Below are 17,513 nucleotides of genomic sequence, written 5' to 3'. Positions count from 1 at the left end.
CAGATCGTCATTCATTGTTGGCCCAACGCGAACCAAGCCGCCGGATCTACGGCAGATTGCCCTTCGCGGACCTCAAGATAAAGGGTTTCCGACAGGTTTTGTGCATTGCCTTGGTTTGCCTGCATCAAAAGCGCGTCACCATCGGGCGTAGATCCGCCCATTAGCCCGACGGGTGTGTCCTCGGGGATGATCTGCCCGACTGTGCCGAAGCCCTGATCCAGACCCGCCATGATGAACAGCACGTTCGGCGCGGGTTCCAAAATCACGACGACCCCCATGTCCAGCAAGGGGCCGACAAAGCGGATCGTGGCGGCGATGGGGCTGGTGACCATGGCTTGCGGGCGGGTGGCGATCACAAGGCCGGGGCGGCGGGTGCCTGCGGCGTCTTCTTCGTTGAAGCGGCGCAGGATTTCGCCGGTTACCGGCAGGGCAAGGCGGCCCATGCGGTTCCAGGCGTCGGTGTCCATCTCGGCGATCTCGCTGTCGATGGTCTGCGCCAGCCCCGAGGCAAAGGCCCCCAAAGTTTCCGACGACGACAGCAGCAGCGACATCGCAACGGGGTCTTCGGTAAAGCGCAGCGGCAGGTCGGTGCGGTTGGACAACGCCTGCGACAGCTCCTCGCGGGCGCTTTGGGCGCCTTGTAGGCCTTGTTCCAGCGTAGTGGCGGCGCTGTTTTGCAACACCTCCAGATCCTGCAGCTCTTGCAGTTGGGCGCGCAGGGTTGCGGCCTCGGCATCCAGCGCGGGGGCGATGTCGGCCATCAGTATGCCGGCGCGCAGGGTGCCGACGGGGCCGCTGGGGTGCAGCATGTGCAGCTGGGGCGGGGTGCGTTCCATCATCTGCATCGTGGCCAGCAGACTGCCGATTTCACCCGCGCGGGCGTTGAACGTGGTCATCAACGTGGATTTGCGGATCGCGACCCGCCGCAGCCCGTCGCGCAGGGCGTTCAGGCCGTTTTCATAGGCGTGCAGCGTCTCGGTCAGGGCGGCGATGCGGTCTTCGGCGCTGCTGGCATTGGCAAGGCGCGCGGATGCAGCCTCGAGGGCGCTTGCCGCGGCACGCGCCCCGTCAGCCGTGCTTTGCGGGGCGTCCTGCGCCGCGACTGGCAGGGCGAGTGTCACCGCAAGGGCGACGATTTTCGCAAAGTGCTTCATCGTTGGATCAGGCTGTGCCCCGTCATTTCGGGCGGTTGCGGCAGGCCCATCAGATCCAGCAGGGTTGGGGCGACGTCGGCCAAGCGGCCTGTGCGCAGGGTGGCACCCGCAGGCCCGCCGATCAGGGCGACCGGCACCAGATTGACTGTATGGGCCGTGTGCGGCCCGCCTGTGACGGGGTCGATCATCTGTTCCGCATTGCCATGATCGGCGGTCAGCAGCATCGCACCGCCTGCCTTTTCCAGCGCGGCCAGCACGCGCCCCAGACCACGATCCACCGCCTCGAGCGCTTTGATCGTGGCGGGTAGGCTGCCGGTGTGGCCGACCATGTCGGGGTTGGCGTAGTTGGTGACGATTAGGTCGTATCCCTTTTCAATCGCGGCCACGAAAGCGTCGGTCACGGCATCGGCGGACATCTCGGGCTGCAAATCATACGTGGCCACCTTGGGCGAGGGCGGCATGTGGCGGTCTTCGCCCGCGTAGGGCGTTTCCACCCCGCCGTTCAGGAAGAAGGTGACATGAGGGTATTTCTCGGTCTCGGCCAGCCGGAACTGGGTCAGACCTTGGGCGGCCACCCATTCGCCCAGCGTATTGACCAAATTGCGCTTGGGAAAAACGGTGTTGAACCACGTGCTGTGGCGCTCGGAATACTCGACCATCCCCAGCAGCGCGGCCAGCGGCGGCAGGGGGCCACGGTCGAATGCCGCAAAGGCGGGGTCGCCGAAGCAGGCCAAAATCTCGCGCGCGCGGTCGGCACGGAAGTTCAGGCAGAACAGCCCGTCGCCTGCCTGCATGCCGGCGTAATCGCCGATGATGGTGGCGGGGACAAATTCATCCATCACGCCAGCCGCGTGGCTTTGGGTGATGGCGGTGACTGCATCTGGCGCGGTGTGGGCGGCTTTGGCGTGGGCGATGGCCTGATAGGCGGTCTCGACCCGTTCCCACCGATTGTCGCGGTCTAGCGCGTAATAGCGGCCGATCACGGTGCCTACCCGCGCGCTCGCGGGCAGCGCGGCGGTCAGGGTGGCGAAATAGGCGGGGGCCGAATCGGGCGCGACGTCGCGCCCGTCGCTGATCGCGTGCAGCACGACCGGAACACCGGCAGCGGCGATGATCTTGGCGGCCGCCAGAACGTGGTTAATATGCCCGTGCACACCCCCGTCCGATATAACGCCCAGCAGGTGCGCCGTTCCGCCGCTGGTCTGCAGGGCGGTGATAAAATCGCGCAGGGCGGCGTTGTCGGCCAGCGCGCCCGTTTCAATCGCCAAGTCGATCTGCCCCAGATCCATCGCCACTACGCGGCCTGCACCGATATTGGTATGGCCGACTTCGGAATTGCCCATTTGGCCGGTGGGCAGGCCCACGTCGGGGCCGAATGTAACCAGCGTGGCGGTAGGGCAGGTCGCCATGACGCGGTTGAAATGCGGCACGTTTGCCTGCGTGGGGGCGTTTCCGGTGGGGCCATTGCCGATTCCCCAGCCATCGAGGATGCACAAAACAACAGGTTTGGGGCTGGTCATCGGGCTTTCCTTTGCGGCTTAGGGGGCGGTTCGCGTCGCGCCCGGCACCCACAGGATGTCGGCTGCGCCATCATCGTTCGCGATGCGCGCGGCGTTGAACACCCAGTCGGACAGGCGGTTCAGGTATTTGACGGCTTCGGGGTTCACGTCTTGAGTGTCCAGCCACAGCTGGCTTGCCAAACGTTCGGCGCGGCGCACCACCGTGCGGGCCAGATGCAGATGGGCGGCCAAGGGGCTGCCCCCGGGCAGAATGAAGCTGCGCAAGGGGGCAAGGCGGGCGGTCATCGCGTCGATTTCCGCTTCCAGTCGCGCGACTTGGGGCGCGATCATGCGCAAGACGGGGTAGGGGGCGTCGGCATCGCGGGTCATCTGCGGGCGCGACAAATCTGCCCCCAGATCGAACATTTCGTTCTGGATCATGGCGATAGCCCGCGCCATATCGCCCGCCGCATGCAAGGCGGCAAGGCCCAAGGTGGCGTTCGCTTCGTCTACGGTGCCATAGGCCTGAACGCGCAGGTCGTGCTTTGCGCAGCGCGTGCCATCGGACAGCGCTGTTGTGCCGTCATCGCCCGTGCGCGTGTAGATGCGGTTCAGAACTACCACTTGATGCCGATGCTGAACAAATAGGCGAAGAACAGCACGACCGACAGCGCCTGCAGCCCGACGCGCCAGCGCATCAGGCGGTTTGCGTTGCGGCGATAAAACTCGCCGCTTTTTGCGAACGACCCCATCCCCAGAATAAGCACACCTAACGTGGCCAGCATCGCAAGGCACACAGGACAAACAGGAAATTCGAAAGCATTGGTGTTCCTTCCGCCAGCAGGTCTTGGTCTGTTTAGCGCTTTGTGCGGCCCTGTGCCATAGCGTGCTTTGCCCGCGGCTGGCATGAACCTGCGCGCGTGCCGGTGAATTCGGCGTGATCTGGCGGCTTCACAAGGCGCGGCGAGGCGGCTAGACCTGTGCCATGACCGATACCCCCGATGATTTGCCCCCGAACCCGCAAGAGCTGACCGAGACCCTGCGCCGTGCCATTGGCGATCGGTATCTGACGTATGCTCTCTCGACCATTATGCACCGCGCGCTGCCCGACGCGCGCGACGGGCTGAAGCCGGTGCATCGGCGCATCCTGTATGCGATGCGGGAATTGCGCCTCGCCTCGGGCGGGGGGTTCCGCAAATCGGCCAAGATTGCGGGCGACGTGATGGGGAACTTCCACCCCCACGGCGATGCGGCGATCTATGATGCGATGGCGCGTTTGGCGCAGGACTTCAACGTCCGCTACCCGCTGGTCGACGGGCAGGGCAACTTCGGCAACATCGACGGCGACAGCCCCGCCGCCAGCCGCTACACCGAAGCGCGCATGACCGCCGCCGCCGAGGCGCTGCTGTTGGGGCTGGACGAGGATGCGGTCGATTACCGCGCGAACTATGACGGCACGCAGGAAGAACCTGTCGTGTTGCCCGCCGCGTTCCCGAACCTGCTGGCCAACGGCGCATCCGGTATCGCGGTGGGGATGGCGACCAACATTCCGCCCCATAATCTGGACGAGGTGATCGCCGCCTGCCTGCACCTTATCCGCGCCCCTAGCGCCGATGACGATTCGCTGCTGGCGTTCATTCCCGGCCCCGACTTTCCGACCGGCGGCGTGATTGTCGAAGACCCCGAAAACATCCGCCAAGCCTACCGCACCGGCCGCGGCGCTTTCCGCCTGCGCGCCAAGTGGGAGGTTGAGGATCTGGGCCGTGGTGGCTGGCAGATCATCGTCACGGAAATTCCCTATCAGGTGCAGAAATCCAAGCTGATCGAGCGTCTGGCCGAGCTGATCGCCGTGAAGAAAGTGCCTGCGCTGGCCGATGTGCGTGATGAGAGCGCCGAGGATGTCCGCATCGTGCTGGAGCCGCGCGCCCGCACGATCGAGCCCGAGATGCTGATGGGCATGCTGTTCAAGAACTCGGAACTGGAAGTCCGGTTCAATATGAACATGAACGTGCTGATCGATGGGGTCACGCCCAAGGTTTGTTCGCTGAAAGACGTGTTGCGCGCGTTTTTGGACCACCGCCGTGAGGTGCTGCAGCGCCGCACCACGCACCGTTTGGAAAAGATCGACCACCGGCTGGAGGTGCTGCAGGGCTTCATCACGGCCTATCTGAACCTCGACCGCGTCATCGACATTATCCGCTATGATGACGACCCCAAAGCAGCCCTGCGTGTCGAGGACTGGAGCCGCAAAACCGCGCGCGCGTTGGACGAGAAAACCTATGTCTCGCCGCTGACGCTGCCCGCTGCGACAGATGGCCTCAGCGAAGTGCAGGTCGAGGCGATCTTGAACATGCGCCTGCGCAGCTTGCGTCGCCTTGAAGAGATCGAGCTGGTGAACGAGCGCGACGCCTTGCAAGCCGAGCGCGCCGGTTTGCATGCGCTGATGGGCGACGAAAAACTGCAGTGGACGCGCATCGCCGACGAGTTGAAGGACGTGCGCAGGCAGTTCGGCAAGACCAGCAAAGGGGGCGCGCGCCGCACTGCCTTTGGCGAGGGCACCGAGGTCGCCGATGTGCCGCTGGAGGCTATGATCGAGCGCGAACCGATTACCGTGATCTGTTCGGAGATGGGCTGGATTCGCGCCATGAAGGGCCACATTCCTGCCGATCAGGAGCTGAAGTTCAAGGACGGCGACAAAGGGCGTTTCGTCTTCCACGCCGAGACGACAGACCGCCTGTTGGTATTCGCGTCGACCGGTCGTTTCTATACCGTCGTCGCCGCGAACCTGCCCGGCGGGCGGGGTATGGGCGAGCCGCTGCGCCTGATGGTCGATTTGCCAAACGATGCGCAAATCGTTGATATCCTTATCCATCGTCCCGGTCAGAAACTGATCGTCGCATCCAGCGCGGGCGACGGGTTCATCGTGAACGAAGATGACGTGATGGCCCAGACACGTGCGGGCAAGCAGGTTCTGAACCTGCCCGAAGGGGCGACCGCGCTGATCTGCAAACCTGTCACCGGCGATCATGTGGCGGTCGTCGGCGATAACCGCAAGATGCTGGTTTTCCCGCTGGACGAGCTGCCCGAAATGGCGCGTGGCAAGGGCGTGAAGCTGCAGAAGTTCAAAGACGGCGGACTGTCCGATTTGATCACGCTGGTGCTGGCCGACGGCCTGTCGTGGAAGGAAACCGGCGGGCGCACACGGTCGGAACCCGACCTGACGGAATGGCTGGCCAAACGGGCGACGACGGGGCGCATGGCCCCGCGCGGTTTCCCGCGTGATAACCGTTTCAATTGATGTCACTGGCATGACGTTGCGCAAATGCGGCAAGCGGGCACCTTCGGGCCTGCTTGCCCTTTGGGCGTCTTGATTTAGCTGCCCGAAAAACATATGTCGCGCCCGAAGTGAATCAGGGCCGGCTGGCCTTGGCGCACCCGTCTGGGGGGCTTCCGCCCCGATGCTAGCACCAGGAGAGGCCATCATGGCAAAGGCAAAGTTTGAACGTAACAAGCCGCACGTTAACATTGGCACGATTGGCCACGTTGACCACGGCAAGACGACTCTGACGGCAGCGATCACCAAGTACTTTGGTGAGTTCCGCGCTTACGACCAAATTGACGGTGCGCCGGAAGAGCGTGCACGCGGGATCACGATCTCGACGGCTCACGTTGAGTACGAGACCGAAGCGCGTCACTATGCGCACGTCGACTGCCCCGGCCACGCCGACTACGTGAAGAACATGATCACGGGTGCAGCGCAGATGGACGGCGCTATTCTGGTTTGTGCTGCGTCGGACGGCCCGATGCCGCAAACGCGCGAGCACATCCTGCTGGGCCGCCAAGTGGGTATTCCCTACATGGTGTGCTACATGAACAAGGTTGACCTTGTCGACGACGCCGAGCTGATCGAGCTGGTCGAGATGGAAATCCGCGAACTGTTCTCGTCGTACGAATACCCTGGCGATGACATTCCTGTCATCCAAGGTTCGGCTTACCAAGCGCTGATCGGCGAGCGTAAAGACATCGGTGAAGATTCGATCCGCGCGCTGATGGCCGCTGTCGATTCGTACATCCCGACGCCTGCACGTGCTGTTGACCAGCCGTTCCTGATGCCGATCGAAGACGTTTTCTCGATCTCGGGTCGTGGTACTGTTGTGACCGGCCGTGTTGAGCGTGGCGTGATCAACGTTGGCGACGAAGTCGAAATCGTCGGCATCCGCGACACGAAGAAGTCGGTTTGCACGGGCGTTGAAATGTTCCGCAAGCTGCTGGACCGCGGAGAGGCTGGCGACAACATCGGCGCGCTGCTGCGCGGCGTTGACCGTGACGGCGTTGAGCGTGGCCAAGTTCTGGTCAAGCCCGGTTCGGTTACCCCGCACACCGAATTTGAAGCTGAAGCCTATATCCTGACCAAGGAAGAAGGCGGCCGTCACACGCCGTTCTTTGCGAACTACCGTCCGCAATTCTACTTCCGCACCACCGACGTGACCGGCACGGTTGAACTGCCTGCTGGCACCGAAATGGTGATGCCGGGCGACAACCTGAAGTTCAACGTCACGCTGATCGCCCCGATCGCCATGGAAGAGAAGCTCCGCTTCGCTATCCGCGAAGGCGGCCGCACCGTCGGCGCTGGCGTCGTCGCTAAAATCATCAAGTAAGTTCGGGCAACCGAAATGCTTGGAAGGGCCGTCCGCTTGGGCGGCCCTTTTCCTTTACGGCAACCCTGCCGAAACGCAGCAACGCCCCTTGCGCAATCGCGAATTTCCGATTAATCGGGGCGGGTCTAGGGGTATAGCTCAGTTGGTAGAGCGACGGTCTCCAAAACCGTAGGTCGCGGGTTCAAGCCCTGCTGCCCCTGCCATTTTCAAAAACATTGCCGCAAAAAAGCCGCCCCGAAGGGCGGCTGAAGTGTTTTATGTGCCGCCCCGGTTGAGTAGGGCGGCGTTTACCTTAGGCCAGCATGTCGCGGACCATCGGGATAACCTTGGTGCCGAACAGCTCGATCCCACGGGTCTGGGTGCTGAACAGCTGCGGGCCGGCGCTGTATTTCAGCGTGAAGCGATCCAGATCCAGCGTCTTCAGGTTGCCGGCGATCTTGCGTGCGACCGTTTCGGGGCCGCCGACATACAGCGAGCCGTGGCTGATTTCACGCAGGAAGTCTTCTTTCTTCAGGGGCGGCCAGCCACGCTCGCGCCCGATCAGCACGTGCATCTTTTGGTAGCCCTCGAAGTATTCCTCCTGCGCCTCGGCATCGGTCGGGCCGACGTGGCCTGGCGAATGCATGCCTACGGGCTGGGGCTTGGTGCCGAACTGTTCATGCGCGCGCTTGTACAGGTCGACATAAGGTTTGAACCGGCTGGCTGCGCCGCCGATGACGGCCAGCAGCATCGGCATATTGTACGATGCAGTCCGAACGACTGATTCGGGGCTGCCGCCAACGCCGATCCACGTCTTGATGGGCGCTTCGGGGCGCGGGTAGACGGTGACCTTCTTTAGCTCGGGGCGGATGGTGCCCTTCCAGCTGACCTTTTCCTCTTTCAGCAGTTGGGCCAGCAGGTCCAGCTTTTCACTGAACAGCTTGTCGTAATCGGCCATGTCGAACCCAAAAAGCGGGAAGGATTCGGTGAACGACCCGCGCCCGACGATCATTTCGGCGCGCCCGTTCGACAGCGCCTGCACGGTCGCGAAACGCTCGTAAACGCGGATGGGGTCATCGGACGACAGGACAGTCACCGCGGACGCCAGCTTGATCTTGTCGGTTTTGACGGCGATGGCCGCAAGCACAGGCTCGATTGCCGAGACAGCGAAGTCGGCGCGGTGGTGTTCGCCCACGCCAAAGACGTCGACGCCGACCTGTTCGGCTAAAACGCCCTCTTCCACCAACTCGCGCAGCACTTGTCCGTGCGAGGCCAGTTTGCCGTTTTGCAGCCGTGTGACATCGCCGAACGTATCGAGGCCGAATTCAATGTTCTTTGTCATTCCCGTATCCTGTTGTCTGGGCCGCAACGAACCTGCGGCGAGCGTTGGACGTTACCTAGGGCCAGCGGCGCAGCAGGGAAAGACGCACCAGTGCACAGCCAGTGTTCGCTGGTGCGGGTTAGCGGCGTCTGAAGCGTGCCTCTTGCCGCCGTGCGCGCAATTTGTGCGTCACTATCCGCATTTGCTTGCGCCACCATCCAGTAAACCCTTTGACCTGCAAGGATTTGCGCTGCCCTTTGTGCGCAATCTCGCTGTCGGCACCCGTCGCCTCGACCAGGCGTGGCATCACGGCGGCACCTGTGCCGGTGCGCGAAATCAGGTCTTTCAGGTAGACATCCCACGGCGCAAAGATGGGCGTGGCACCTGCAAGTGTCGCGGCAGCGCCGGATTTGGTGTAGGCGATCGCCGCCGTGCCGACCGAGAAGTCGTGCGCGGCGTAGACATCGTGCTGCCCCGCCCGCCCGATCTTGGTGCAGTGCTTTAGCGATTTGGGGTTCAGGTGCAGCAACTGCCATTCGGGAAACCCCTGCGAGAGCAGGTGCAAAATGTCCTGCATGCTTTGGATGAAGTCGGGCTTCAGCAATACGTCGTCTTCAAAGATCACCGCAATATCCGCGTCGCTTTGGCTAAAGCGCGTCAGCGCCTCGATGTGCGACAGGCTGCAGGCGACCTCGGCCCCCAGCAAGGGGCGGGCATAGAACGACAGCGCGCCGTGGGCGTCGTACTGGGGGAAGGTGTCGGCCCCGCGCTTGCGCCCATCGGTCGCCGAGACGCGCTCGAACGCAATGCCCTGTGCGTGGAATCGTGCGCCGACGGTATCCAGCCGTGCTGTGTTGTCGTCCAGATTGATCAGGTAGCAGGCTATCTTCATGTCGTCTCGCGCGGGTGGGTCAGATTTACATTCCTACTATAGCGCGACAGGGTGCTTGAACAATCGGACTATCGCGGCTATTGAACCCGCCAATCCTGCGAACCTCGGTTCAGCAATTGAAGGTAATGCCATGGCCCGCACCAACCCGATCCAGTTCGTCCAGCAGGTTCGCGCCGAAGTCGGCAAGATCACGTGGCCGACCCGCCGCGAAGTGACCGTGACGACGCTGATGGTCGTTGCCATCGCAGCGATCGCCGCCTTGTTCTTCTCGGTGGTCGATGTGGCGATCCGCTTTGTGCTGGATATCATTCTGAACTACTTCCGCGGCTAAGCCCCTGGTAAGCCTATGGCGCGGCAGGGCTTGATCCTGCCCGTCCCCCAAGGTAAGAGCGCCAAAACCCTGTCTGGCGTGCTGCGAATCAGTTGCGCGCCGATTATTCTTTTCAGGCGGGGCCTAATGTAACGGGGTATAGCCCCAAAGACTGACGAGGTTCTGGACAGATGGCGAAGCGTTGGTATTCGGTTTCGGTTCTTTCGAACTTCGAAAAGAAAATCGCCGAAACGATCCGCACCAAGGTTATCGAACAGGGTCTGGAAGACCAGATCGACGAGGTTCTGGTTCCGACCGAGGAAGTGATCGAAGTGCGCCGTGGTAAAAAAGTGACGAGCGAGCGTCGCTTCATGCCCGGTTACGTGCTGGTTCACATGGAAATGTCCGACAAGGGCTACCACCTGATTTCCTCGATCAACCGCGTGACGGGGTTCTTGGGCCCGCAAGGCCGCCCGATGCCGATGCGCGATGCGGAAGTGAATGCGATCTTGAACCGTGTGCAAGACGTGGCCGAGGCCCCGCGCACGATCATCCATTTCGAGGTGGGCGAGAAGGTCAAGGTCAACGACGGCCCGTTCGAAGGTTTCGACGGCTCGGTCGAGGAAGTCGACAACGACGCACAGCGCCTGAAGGTCACCGTTTCGATCTTTGGCCGTGCAACGCCGGTCGAATTGGAATTCACCCAAGTCCAAAAACAGGGCTAAGGGTGCGGCCGCCCCACGTGGGCGGTTCGTGGGAGAGGGCGGTGCCGCGGCATCCAATCCGACCACGCAACTGAGAGCCGGCCGGGACGCGTCCCATCGCCGGAGTTGGAGTAGGGCAGGGCAACCTGTCCGTGAAACCGAAGGAGGCCCCTATGGCCAAGAAAGTCATCGGTTCGCTGAAGCTGCAAGTTAAAGCAGGCCAAGCGAACCCGTCCCCGCCCGTCGGCCCCGCACTGGGTCAGCGCGGCATCAATATCATGGAATTCTGCAAGGCGTTCAACGCCAAGACTGCAGACATGGAGCCCGGCTCGCCCGTTCCGACCGTGATTACCTACTACCAAGACAAGTCGTTCACGATCGAGACCAAGTCCTCGCCCGCGTCGTTCTTCTTGAAGAAGGCTGCTGGTCTGAAGCCCGTCGGCAAGCGCAACCGTCCCAAAGGCTCGATGAAGCCGGGTAAGGAAGTTGCTGGTTCGGTGACGCTGGCTCAAGTCCGCGAAATCGCAGAAGCGAAATTCAAAGACCTGAACGCCGTCGACATCGAAGGCGCGATGCAAACCATCATCGGCTCGGCGAAGTCGATCGGTATCGAGGTGAAAGGCTAAATCATGGCTAAACTCGGTAAACGTACTGCCGCCGCTCGCGAAGCTTTTGCTGGCAAAGAAAACCTGGCCCTGAACGACGCCGTGTCGCTGGTGAAAACCAACGCCACCGCCAAGTTCGACGAGACCATCGAAGTTGCGCTGAACCTGGGCGTTGACCCGCGTTACGCCGACCAAATGGTTCGCGGTTCGGTCAACCTGCCGAACGGCACGGGTAAAACCGTCCGCGTCGCCGTGTTCGCCCGTGGCGACAAGGCTGACCAAGCCAAGGCTGCTGGTGCTGACATCGTCGGCGCAGAAGACCTGATGGAAATCGTGCAATCGGGCAAGATCGACTTCGATCGCTGCATTGCTACCCCGGACATGATGCCGATCGTCGGCCGTCTGGGTAAAATCCTGGGCCCGCGTAACCTGATGCCGAACCCCAAGATCGGCACCGTGACGGTTGATGTCGCTGAAGCTGTTGCTGCAGCCAAGGGCGGTCAAGTGACCTTCAAAGTCGAAAAAGCTGGTGTGATTCACGCAGGCGTTGGCAAGGCTTCGTTCGGCGCCGAGCAGCTGGCCGAAAACATTGCCGCTTTCGTTGACGCTGTTGTGAAAGCCAAGCCGACGGGCGCCAAAGGCACCTATCTGAAGAAAGTCTCGCTTTCTTCGACGATGGGCCCCGGTGTTTCGGTTGACGTTTCGACCGCAACGGGTAACTAAGGCGACTTAGCGAATCTCCCGACTCACTTCGGTGGGGCGGGATGGCGGGGCGGCGAAAGCCGCCTTGTCCTGTCCGAGACGGAGGGCCGGGGGAAACCCCGATAAGACCTTCCCGAGATGGGAAACGAGAACATCGATTTCCGTTCGTGCCACGCGGCACCAGCGGGCGGTCATGGCCTCGGGACCCTGAAATTGGACCCGAACGGCCCTGCTTCGGTGGGGTCAAATTGAGCCGGGGGAAACCCCAAACTTGGAGTGAAACTGTGGATAGAGCACAAAAAGAGTCTCTGGTCGAAGAACTCGGCCAAATCTTTGAACGCTCTGGCGTCGTAGTGGTTGCCCGCTACGAAGGCATGACGGTTGCACAAATGCAGGACCTGCGCGCGAAAATGCGTGAAGTAGGCGGGTCCGTTCGCGTTGCCAAGAACAAGCTCGCCAAGATCGCCCTGCAAGGTAAGCCCTGCGAAAGCATTGCTGACTACCTGACGGGCATGACCGTTATCTCCTATTCCGAAGACCCCGTGGCAGCTGCCAAGGTCGTCGACGCATATGCCAAGACCAACGAAAAGCTGGTCATCCTTGGCGGTGCGATGGGTGATAGCGCTCTGGATCCTGCCGGCGTCAAGGCCGTCGCCCAACTGCCCTCGCGCGAAGAGCTTATCGCTCAGGTCGTGTCGTGCATTGGTGCGCCCGCCTCGAACATCGCTGGTGCGATCGGCGCGCCTGCTTCGAACATCGCAAGCATTCTCTCGACCATCGAAGAGAAAGCTGCATAAGCAAACCCGATGTCCTGCGGGTCTTGAACGGCCCGACGTTGGAACACATCTTATACGAACGGAAAGCATAAAATGGCTGATCTGAAAAAACTCGCCGAAGAAATCGTCGCCCTGACGCTTCTGCAAGCTCAAGAGCTGAAGCAAATCCTGAAGGACGAATACGGCATCGAGCCCGCCGCTGGTGGCGCTGTTGTCATGGCTGGCCCGGCTGCTTCGGCCGAAGCCGCTGAAGAAAAGACCGAATTCGACGTCGTCCTGAAGGACGCCGGCGCGAACAAGATCAACGTGATCAAAGAAGTTCGCGGCATCACCGGTCTGGGCCTGAAAGAAGCTAAAGACCTGGTCGAAGCTGGCGGTAAAGTCAAAGAAGGCGTTGCTAAGGCTGAAGCTGAAGAAATCAAGAAGAAGCTGGAAGAAGCTGGCGCCAAGGTCGAACTGGCCTAATTCGGTGTCAGAAGCCCTACTGGCTTCTTGAAAATCAGGCTGGGCCCGCCACTGTTGCGGGCCCAGCTTGACCTGTCTTGGAGGGTGGTTCTACCATTGCGGCATGAACCACCACCCTGGGCAGGTTCCATAGGTCGGGAGGCAACCCTTGGGACGGTTGCCGTGAATAGACCTGAACCCCCATTTCTCCATGGGCGCGCGCCGATGCCCGACGGCACGCCTCCCCAGAGATCGAAAGGTGACGACGCACATGGCTCAGTCCTTCCTTGGCCAGAAACGCCTGCGCAAATCCTACGGTAAAATCCGTGAAGTTCTGGAAATGCCGAACCTCATCGAGGTTCAGAAATCTTCGTACGACCTGTTCCTGAAGTCGGGTGATGCCGACAAGCCGCTGGACGGCGAGGGGATTCAAGGCGTTTTCCAGTCGGTTTTCCCGATCAAGGATTTCAATGATACGGCTATCCTCGAGTTCGTCAAATACGAGCTGGAAAAGCCCAAATACGACGTTGAAGAATGCCAAGCCCGTGACATGACCTATTCGGCCCAGCTGAAGGTCACGCTGAGGTTGATCGTGTTCGATATCAGCGAAGACACGGGCATGCGCTCGGTCAAAGACATCAAAGAACAAGATGTCTACATGGGCGACATGCCCCTGATGACGCAAAACGGCACCTTCGTGGTGAACGGTACCGAACGCGTTATCGTCAGCCAGATGCACCGTAGCCCGGGCGTGTTCTTTGACCACGACAAGGGTAAGACGCACAGCTCGGGCAAGTTGCTGTTCGCCTGCCGCATCATCCCGTACCGCGGCTCGTGGCTGGACTTTGAATTCGACGCCAAAGACCTAGTGTTCGCGCGTATCGACCGCCGCCGCAAGCTGCCGGTGACGACGCTGCTCTATGCCCTCGGCATGGATCAGGAAGGCATCATGGATGCCTATTACGACACCGTCGAATACCGTTTGGACAGCAAGGCTAAGGGCTGGATCACCAAGTTCTTCCCCGATCGCGTGCGCGGTACCCGCCCGACCTACGATCTGGTCGACGCCGCTTCGGGCGAAGTGATTCTGGAAGCTGGTGAAAAAGCCACCCCGCGCATGGTCAAGAAGTGGATCGACGAGGGTAAGGTTACCGAGCTGCTGGTACCGTTCGACCACATTCTGGGCAAGTTCGTCGCCAAGGATATCATCAACGAAGACAACGGCGCGATCTATGTCGAAGCCGGTGACGAGTTGTTGCTGGAGCGGAACCGTGATGGCGACATCACCGGTGGTTCGCTGCAAGATCTGCTGGACGCAGGCTTCACCACGCTGCCGGTGCTGGACATCGACAACGTGAACGTGGGTGCCTACATCCGCAATACCATGGCTGCCGACAAGAACATGGGCCGCGAAGGCGCGCTGATGGATATCTATCGCGTCATGCGCCCCGGCGAGCCGCCGACCGTCGAATCGGCGTCGGATCTGTTCGACACGCTGTTCTTTGATAGCGAGCGTTACGACCTGTCGGCCGTTGGCCGCGTGAAGATGAACATGCGCCTTGATCTGGATGTGGCCGATACCGTCCGCACCCTCCGCAAGGAAGACATCATCTCGTGCATCAAGGCCTTGGTCGAACTGCGTGACGGCAAGGGCGAGATCGACGATATTGACCACCTTGGCAACCGCCGCGTCCGTTCGGTCGGCGAGCTGATGGAAAACCAATACCGCGTCGGTCTGCTGCGTATGGAGCGCGCGATCAAAGAACGCATGTCTTCGGGCAGCCCCGCGATCGACACGGCCATGCCGCAAGACCTGATCAACGCCAAGCCCGCAGCGGCTGCGGTGCGTGAATTCTTCGGCTCGTCGCAGCTGTCGCAGTTCATGGACCAAACCAACCCGCTTTCGGAAGTGACGCACAAGCGTCGTCTGTCGGCACTGGGGCCGGGCGGTCTGACGCGCGAACGCGCGGGCTTCGAAGTCCGCGACGTGCACCCGACTCACTATGGCCGGATGTGCCCGATTGAAACGCCCGAAGGGCCGAACATCGGTCTGATCAACTCGCTGGCCACCTACGCCCGCGTGAACAAGTACGGCTTTATCGAAACCCCCTACCGCAAGGTTGTGGACGGCAAAGTCACCGACGACGTGCAATACATGTCGGCGACCGAAGAAATGCGCCACACGATCGCGCAGGCTAACGCCCATCTGGACGCCGAAGGCCGCTTCGTCGAAGAGCTGGTCGATACCCGCCAAGCCGGTGACTACACGCTGGCCACCCGCGAAACCGTTGATCTGATCGACGTCTCGCCCAAGCAATTGGTCTCGGTCGCCGCCTCGCTGATCCCGTTCCTCGAGAACGACGACGCGAACCGCGCACTGATGGGGTCGAACATGCAACGTCAGGCCGTGCCGCTGCTGCGTGCAGAAGCACCGCTGATCGGCACCGGTATCGAGGGCGTTGTTGCCCGCGATTCGGGCGCTGCGATCATGGCGCGCCGCACGGGTGTGGTTGACCAAGTCGACGCGCAGCGTGTGGTGATCCGTGCGACGGAAGACCTGTCGCTGGGCGATGCCGGCGTGGACATCTACCGTCTGCGCAAGTTCCAACGCTCGAACCAAGACACCTGCATCAACCAGCGTCCGCTGGTGAAGGTGGGTGATCTGGTTGGCAAGGGCGAAGTGATTGCCGATGGCCCCTCGACCGAAATGGGCGAGCTGGCACTGGGCAAAAACATCGTCGTCGCGTTCATGCCGTGGAACGGCTACAACTACGAAGACTCGATCCTGATCTCGGAACGTATCGTTTCGGAAGACGTCTATACCTCGATCCACATCGAGGAATTTGAAGTCGCCGCACGTGATACGAAGCTGGGGCCGGAAGAAATCACCCGCGACATCCCGAACGTCGGTGAAGAAGCGCTGCGTAACCTCGACGAGGCTGGCATCGTTTACATCGGCGCACACGTTGGCCCGGGCGACATTCTGGTCGGCAAGATCACCCCGAAGGGCGAAAGCCCGATGACGCCGGAAGAAAAACTTCTGCGCGCCATCTTCGGTGAAAAGGCCTCGGACGTGCGTGACACCAGCCTGCGTCTGCCCCCGGGCAACTACGGCACCATCGTCGAAGTGCGCGTGTTCAACCGTCACGGCGTCGATAAGGACGAACGTGCCCTGCAGATCGAGCGGGAAGAGATCGAAAGCCTGTCGCGCGACCGCGATGACGAGCTGGCGATTCTGGACCGCAACATCTACGCGCGTCTGAAGCAAGTCTTGCTGGGCAAGATTGCGGTCAAGGGCCCGAAGGGCTTCAAGGCAAACACCCAGGTGACCGAAGAGGTTCTGGGCGAATTCAGCCGTGGCCAATGGTGGCAACTGGCCGTTGAGGACGAAGACGATGCAAAGATCGTCGAAGCCCTGAACGAGCAGTACGAAAGCCAGAAGAAGCAGCTGGACGCACGGTTCGAAGACAAGGTCGAGAAAGTCCGTCGCGGTGACGATCTGCCTCCGGGTGTGATGAAGATGGTCAAAGTGTTCGTCGCGGTGAAGCGCAAGCTGCAGCCGGGCGACAAGATGGCCGGTCGTCACGGCAACAAGGGCGTGATTTCGCGCGTTGTGCCTGCCGAAGACATGCCGTTCCTGGCTGACGGGACACCGGTCGACTTCTGTCTGAACCCGCTGGGCGTGCCTTCGCGCATGAACGTCGGTCAGATCCTTGAAACCCACATGGGTTGGGCCTCGCGCGCGCTGGGGATCCAGATCGACGAAGCCCTGAAGGGCTACCGTCGTTCGGGCGATCTGACGCCTGTGAAGGAAGCTGTCCGCTTTGCTTACGGCGACGAAGTCTACGCCGAAGGGTTCGAGACCGCTGACGAGGCGATCTTCCTGGAACGCGCCCAAAACGCGACCCGCGGTGTGCCGATTGCAACGCCCGTCTTCGACGGTGCGAAGGAAGCGGACATCAACGACGCGCTGGCACGTGCAGGTTTCGACACGTCGGGCCAATCGGTTCTGTTCGATGGCCGCACGGGTGAACAATTCGCCCGTAAGGTTACCGTCGGCGTCAAGTACATGCTGAAGCTGCACCACCTTGTTGACGACAAGATTCACGCCCGTTCGACCGGTCCGTACTCGCTTGTGACCCAGCAGCCGCTGGGTGGTAAGGCGCAGTTCGGTGGCCAGCGCTTCGGGGAAATGGAAGTTTGGGCACTGGAAGCTTACGGCGCCGCCTACACCTTGCAGGAAATGCTGACGGTGAAGTCGGATGACGTGGCAGGCCGGACCAAGGTCTATGAATCGATCGTCAAGGGCGAGGACAATTTCGAAGCGGGCGTGCCCGAATCGTTCAACGTCCTTGTCAAGGAAGTACGCGGCCTCGGCCTGAATATGGAACTCCTGGATGCGGAGGATGAGGGCTAAGGGGGCTTGCCCCCTTTCACCCTTCCCCCGCGCCCTCATTCAAGGAATGTGA

Annotated in this window: 15 protein-coding genes and 1 tRNA gene; 10 read left to right on the top strand and 6 right to left on the bottom strand. The window is 61.3% G+C overall.

What is annotated here, in order from left to right:
* Positions 1-11 precede the first annotated feature (11 nt).
* Genes BVG79_RS11095 through BVG79_RS13745 form a run of 4 tightly spaced genes read right to left on the bottom strand, consistent with a single transcriptional unit; the run spans position 12 to position 3,438 of the window.
* Positions 12-1,154, bottom strand: coding sequence for a murein hydrolase activator EnvC family protein (locus BVG79_RS11095; RefSeq protein ID WP_085786952.1), 1,143 nt, complete (start codon positions 1,152-1,154; stop codon positions 12-14).
* Positions 1,151-2,674 (bottom strand): 2,3-bisphosphoglycerate-independent phosphoglycerate mutase, encoded by a 1,524-nt coding sequence (gene gpmI / locus BVG79_RS11090; RefSeq protein WP_085786951.1) that lies wholly within the window; start codon positions 2,672-2,674, stop codon positions 1,151-1,153. Before gpmI ends, BVG79_RS11095 begins: the two co-directional genes overlap by 4 nt.
* A gap of 18 nt (positions 2,675-2,692) precedes the next feature.
* Positions 2,693-3,277, bottom strand: coding sequence for a cob(I)yrinic acid a,c-diamide adenosyltransferase (locus BVG79_RS11085; RefSeq protein ID WP_085786950.1), 585 nt, complete (start codon positions 3,275-3,277; stop codon positions 2,693-2,695).
* On the bottom strand, positions 3,271-3,438 hold the full coding sequence (locus BVG79_RS13745) for a twin transmembrane helix small protein (RefSeq protein ID WP_236951358.1): 168 nt from the start codon (positions 3,436-3,438) through the stop codon (positions 3,271-3,273). The genes BVG79_RS11085 and BVG79_RS13745 overlap by 7 nt, the downstream gene beginning before the upstream one ends.
* Before the next feature lie 200 nt (positions 3,439-3,638).
* Between BVG79_RS13745 and BVG79_RS11075 the strand changes: the two genes are divergently transcribed.
* The 3 genes from BVG79_RS11075 to BVG79_RS11065 all read left to right on the top strand — a co-directional run bounded on the left by BVG79_RS11075 (position 3,639) and on the right by BVG79_RS11065 (position 7,514).
* A complete protein-coding gene (locus tag BVG79_RS11075; RefSeq protein WP_085786949.1) occupies positions 3,639-5,951 on the top strand; it encodes a DNA topoisomerase IV subunit A in 2,313 nt (770 codons plus the stop codon).
* A 184-nt stretch (positions 5,952-6,135) separates the two neighbouring features.
* On the top strand, positions 6,136-7,311 hold the full coding sequence (gene tuf / locus BVG79_RS11070) for an elongation factor Tu (protein ID WP_085786935.1): 1,176 nt from the start codon (positions 6,136-6,138) through the stop codon (positions 7,309-7,311).
* Between the two features lie 127 nt (positions 7,312-7,438).
* A tRNA-Trp gene (locus BVG79_RS11065) sits at positions 7,439-7,514 on the top strand.
* An 89-nt stretch (positions 7,515-7,603) separates the two neighbouring features.
* Here the strand turns inward: BVG79_RS11065 and BVG79_RS11060 are convergent.
* Complete coding sequence (locus BVG79_RS11060) at positions 7,604-8,632, bottom strand: LLM class flavin-dependent oxidoreductase (RefSeq protein ID WP_085786948.1); 1,029 nt, start codon at positions 8,630-8,632, stop codon at positions 7,604-7,606.
* A 118-nt stretch (positions 8,633-8,750) separates the two neighbouring features.
* Entirely contained in the window at positions 8,751-9,503 is a 753-nt protein-coding gene (locus tag BVG79_RS11055) for a glycosyltransferase family 25 protein (RefSeq protein ID WP_085786947.1), read from the bottom strand.
* A gap of 130 nt (positions 9,504-9,633) precedes the next feature.
* Here BVG79_RS11055 and secE point away from each other — a divergent pair, with 130 nt between their 5' ends.
* The 7 genes from secE (at position 9,634) to rpoB (ending at position 17,461) form a co-directional block, all read left to right on the top strand.
* Positions 9,634-9,834 carry a preprotein translocase subunit SecE gene (gene secE / locus BVG79_RS11050; protein WP_085786946.1) on the top strand — a complete coding sequence of 67 codons (201 nt, stop codon included), beginning with the start codon at positions 9,634-9,636 and terminating at the stop codon, positions 9,832-9,834.
* Between the two features lie 170 nt (positions 9,835-10,004).
* Complete coding sequence (nusG, locus tag BVG79_RS11045) at positions 10,005-10,538, top strand: transcription termination/antitermination protein NusG (protein WP_085786945.1); 534 nt, start codon at positions 10,005-10,007, stop codon at positions 10,536-10,538.
* Positions 10,539-10,690: 152 nt separating this feature from the next.
* Complete coding sequence (gene rplK, locus BVG79_RS11040; protein ID WP_085786944.1) at positions 10,691-11,143, top strand: 50S ribosomal protein L11; 453 nt, start codon at positions 10,691-10,693, stop codon at positions 11,141-11,143.
* Between the two features lie 3 nt (positions 11,144-11,146).
* Positions 11,147-11,845: a 50S ribosomal protein L1 gene (gene rplA, locus BVG79_RS11035; protein WP_085786943.1), complete on the top strand. Its 699-nt coding sequence runs from the start codon at positions 11,147-11,149 to the stop codon at positions 11,843-11,845.
* Between the two features lie 263 nt (positions 11,846-12,108).
* Positions 12,109-12,621, top strand: a complete 513-nt coding sequence (gene rplJ / locus BVG79_RS11030; RefSeq protein ID WP_085786942.1) for a 50S ribosomal protein L10 — start codon at positions 12,109-12,111, stop codon at positions 12,619-12,621.
* Positions 12,622-12,693: 72 nt separating this feature from the next.
* Entirely contained in the window at positions 12,694-13,065 is a 372-nt protein-coding gene (gene rplL / locus BVG79_RS11025) for a 50S ribosomal protein L7/L12 (RefSeq protein WP_085786941.1), read from the top strand.
* A gap of 250 nt (positions 13,066-13,315) precedes the next feature.
* The gene (gene rpoB, locus BVG79_RS11020; protein ID WP_085786940.1) at positions 13,316-17,461 is read left to right on the top strand and encodes a DNA-directed RNA polymerase subunit beta; all 4,146 of its coding nucleotides are present in this window, start codon (positions 13,316-13,318) and stop codon (positions 17,459-17,461) included.
* Positions 17,462-17,513: the final 52 nt, after the last annotated feature.

This window comes from Ketogulonicigenium robustum, from assembly GCF_002117445.1.
GTDB lineage: Bacteria > Pseudomonadota > Alphaproteobacteria > Rhodobacterales > Rhodobacteraceae > Ketogulonicigenium > Ketogulonicigenium robustum.
Note: the sequence above shows the minus strand (reverse complement) of the source record. Positions and strands in the feature narration are given on the sequence as shown.

What these genes read in the sequence shown, in the direction of transcription:
- BVG79_RS11095 (WP_085786952.1), bottom strand. Translation starts at nt 1,154, where the DNA reads ATGAAGCACTTTGCGAAAATCGTCGCCCTTGCGGTGACACTCGCCCTG.
- gpmI (WP_085786951.1), bottom strand. Translation starts at nt 2,674, where the DNA reads ATGACCAGCCCCAAACCTGTTGTTTTGTGCATCCTCGATGGCTGGGGA.
- BVG79_RS13745 (WP_236951358.1), bottom strand. Translation starts at nt 3,438, where the DNA reads ATGCTGGCCACGTTAGGTGTGCTTATTCTGGGGATGGGGTCGTTCGCA.
- BVG79_RS11075 (WP_085786949.1), top strand. Translation starts at nt 3,639, where the DNA reads ATGACCGATACCCCCGATGATTTGCCCCCGAACCCGCAAGAGCTGACC.
- tuf (WP_085786935.1), top strand. Translation starts at nt 6,136, where the DNA reads ATGGCAAAGGCAAAGTTTGAACGTAACAAGCCGCACGTTAACATTGGC.
- BVG79_RS11060 (WP_085786948.1), bottom strand. Translation starts at nt 8,632, where the DNA reads ATGACAAAGAACATTGAATTCGGCCTCGATACGTTCGGCGATGTCACA.
- BVG79_RS11055 (WP_085786947.1), bottom strand. Translation starts at nt 9,503, where the DNA reads ATGAAGATAGCCTGCTACCTGATCAATCTGGACGACAACACAGCACGG.
- secE (WP_085786946.1), top strand. Translation starts at nt 9,634, where the DNA reads ATGGCCCGCACCAACCCGATCCAGTTCGTCCAGCAGGTTCGCGCCGAA.
- nusG (WP_085786945.1), top strand. Translation starts at nt 10,005, where the DNA reads ATGGCGAAGCGTTGGTATTCGGTTTCGGTTCTTTCGAACTTCGAAAAG.
- rplK (WP_085786944.1), top strand. Translation starts at nt 10,691, where the DNA reads ATGGCCAAGAAAGTCATCGGTTCGCTGAAGCTGCAAGTTAAAGCAGGC.
- rplA (WP_085786943.1), top strand. Translation starts at nt 11,147, where the DNA reads ATGGCTAAACTCGGTAAACGTACTGCCGCCGCTCGCGAAGCTTTTGCT.
- rplL (WP_085786941.1), top strand. Translation starts at nt 12,694, where the DNA reads ATGGCTGATCTGAAAAAACTCGCCGAAGAAATCGTCGCCCTGACGCTT.
- rpoB (WP_085786940.1), top strand. Translation starts at nt 13,316, where the DNA reads ATGGCTCAGTCCTTCCTTGGCCAGAAACGCCTGCGCAAATCCTACGGT.